Raw genomic sequence first — 2,581 nt, 5'->3', positions numbered from 1 at the left:
CGTCGGCGACGACCTGGCGCACCAGCGCGACCAGACCCGGTGGTTCGGCGGGATGGTCGGCAACCACGTCGCCGACATCGTGGCCCGTTACGGGTCGGGCGGCGCCGTCCCGTCGGCGTTGACGGAGTACATCAAGGCCCGCGAGGGCTACGACTACAGCGAGCACGGCCGGGCCGGCAACACGCACACCACGTTCGTGCCGGACGAGGTCGTGGATCGGTTCTGCGTGCTCGGGCCCGTCGAGGATCACATCAAGAAGCTGTCCGATCTGCGCGAGCTCGGTGTCGACCAGTTCGCGGTCTATCTGCAGCACGACGCGAAGGAGTCGACGCTGGCGGCCTACGGTTCTTCCGTGATTCCGGCGTTCCAGTGAGAAGAGCGGTCTTCTTCGTCCTGAGCATCGTCGTGTTCGTCGTGCTCTGGGAGGGCTACAAGGCCGTCGGCAACCCGGAGGGGACGGTCCTGTTCGGCGTGCGGGTGCTGCCACGTGCCGACGACCTGTCCATGCCGCACCTGTGGACCGTGCTCTCCCGGCTCGGCGATCCCGAGCTGACCGGCGGGCGGGCGATCTGGCTCGTGGTGCTGTCGGCGTGCTTCTTCACGCTCGGCATCACGGCGGCCGGGTTCCTCGCCGGGGCGGTCATCGGGCTGCTGCTCGCGATCGCGATGCAGCGGTTCCGGCTGGTCGAGCGCGGCCTGCTGCCGTACGTGATCCTCTCCCAGACCGTGCCGCTCGTCGCGCTCGCGCCGCTGATCGCCGGGTGGAGCGGCACGATCATGCCGCCCTGGATGACGGTCGCGCTGATCGCCGCGTACCTGGCCTTCTTCCCGGTCGCGGTCGGCATGCTGCGGGGTCTGCAGTCGCCGTCCGCGGCCGGCGCCGAGCTGATGCGCAGCTACGCCGCCGGCTGGTGGCGCACGCTGGTCAAGCTCCGCCTGCCGGCGTCGCTGCCCTACCTGTTCCCGGCGCTGCGCCTGGCGGGCGCGGCCGCCGTCGTGGGCGCGGTGGTGGGGGAGATCTCGACGGGTACGCGCGGCGGCATCGGCCGGCTCATCATCGAGTACTCGCGCGAGGCCACCTCCGACCCCGCGAAGGTCTACACCGCGATGCTGGGCGCGGCCGTCCTCGGCCTGATCGTCGCCGGCCTGGTGTCGCTCCTGGAACTGCCGCTGATGCGGCACCGCCGGCGTGTGGAGGTGGTGACGCTATGACGGCTGTGTTCGTGGAGAACGTGACCAAGGTCTTCAACCAGGGCCGGGCCGACGAGGTCGTCGCGCTCTCCGAGGTGGACCTGACCGTGGGCGACGGCGAGTTCGTCTCGCTGATCGGCCCGTCCGGGTGCGGCAAGAGCACCTTGCTGCGCCTGATCGCCGACCTGCTGGCGCCGACGACGGGCTCGGTGACCGTGGCCGGGATGCCGGCCGGGGAGGCGCGGCGCAAGCAGGAGTACGGCATCGCGTTCCAGCAGTCCGGCCTCTTCGAGTGGCGGACCGTGCTGCGCAACGTCGAGCTGCCGCTGGAACTGCGCGGCATGTCGCGTCCGCAACGGCGGGCCCGCGCCAAGGAGATGCTCGACCTGGTCGGGCTCGGCGACTTCACCGGGCACTACCCGGCGCAGCTGTCCGGCGGCATGCAACAGCGGGTGGCGATCGCCCGGGCGCTCGCCGTGTCGCCGCCACTGCTGTTGATGGACGAGCCGTTCGGCGCGCTCGACGAGATGACCCGCGAGCGGCTGCAGACCGAGCTGCTCGGGATCTGCGCGCAGACCGGCGCCGCGGTCGTGTTCGTCACCCACTCGATCTCCGAAGCGGTCTTCCTCTCCCGCAAGGTGGTGGTGATGTCGCCGCGGCCGGGCCGGATCACCGCTGCGATCGACGTCGACCTGCCGGCCCGCGACGAGGCGGTCCGGCAGTCCCCGGCGTACTTCGACGCGATCACCGCGGTGCGCAAGGCGCTACGCGGATGAGGAAGGTCCTGCCGCCCATCGTCGTCGGGGTGCTCGCGATCCTCGCCTGGGAGCTCACCGTTTCGCTGGGCCGGATCGCGCCGTTCATCCTGCCCGCGCCCTCCGCCATCTGGCGCGAGCTGATGCTGCAACGCGGCAACGTCTGGGACGCCGCGCTGGCCAGCGGCCTGAACGCGCTGATCGGCCTGGCCGGCGGCGCGGTGCTCGGGGTCCTGGCCGCGCTCGTCTCCAGCCGGTCCCGGACGCTCAGCGAGGTCAGCGTGCCGATCGCCGCGGTGCTGAACGCGCTGCCGATCATCGCGCTGGCCCCGATCCTCAACAACATGTTCGAGTCCACCAGCAGCGTCCCGCGCCGCATCGTGACCGCGATCATCGTGTTCTTCCCGGTCTTCATCAACACCCTGCGCGGGCTGCGCGAGGTCGACCCGGTGCACCGCGAGCTGATGACCAGCTACGCGGCCTCCACCTGGACCTTCGCCCGCAAGGTGCGCCTGCCCGGCGCGCTGCCCTTCGTCTTCACCGGCCTGCGGCAGGCGTCGTCGCTGGCCGTGATCGCCGCGGTCGTCGCCGAGTATTTCGGCGGGCTGCAGGACGGTCTCGGGGCCCGGATCACC

Annotated in this window: 4 protein-coding genes; all 4 read left to right on the top strand. The window is 71.1% G+C overall.

Annotation, left to right across the window (positions count from 1 at the left end):
• Positions 1–373 (top strand): LLM class flavin-dependent oxidoreductase (locus AB0M20_RS37420; RefSeq protein ID WP_364305520.1); only part of this gene is annotated, 373 nt, incomplete at its 5' end.
• Positions 370–1,212, top strand: coding sequence for an ABC transporter permease subunit (locus tag AB0M20_RS37415; protein ID WP_364305519.1), 843 nt, complete (start codon positions 370–372; stop codon positions 1,210–1,212). The genes AB0M20_RS37420 and AB0M20_RS37415, both read left to right, overlap by 4 nt.
• Entirely contained in the window at positions 1,209–1,967 is a 759-nt protein-coding gene (locus tag AB0M20_RS37410; RefSeq protein WP_364305517.1) for an ABC transporter ATP-binding protein, read from the top strand. The genes AB0M20_RS37415 and AB0M20_RS37410 overlap by 4 nt, the downstream gene beginning before the upstream one ends.
• Positions 1,964–2,581: ABC transporter permease subunit (locus tag AB0M20_RS37405; protein WP_364305516.1), on the top strand; the 618-nt coding region annotated here is incomplete at its 3' end. The genes AB0M20_RS37410 and AB0M20_RS37405, both read left to right, overlap by 4 nt.

The sequence above is a fragment of the Actinoplanes sp. NPDC051633 genome (assembly GCF_040681735.1).
Lineage (GTDB): Bacteria > Actinomycetota > Actinomycetes > Mycobacteriales > Micromonosporaceae > Actinoplanes.
This window is presented reverse-complemented; position numbering and strand designations above follow the sequence as displayed.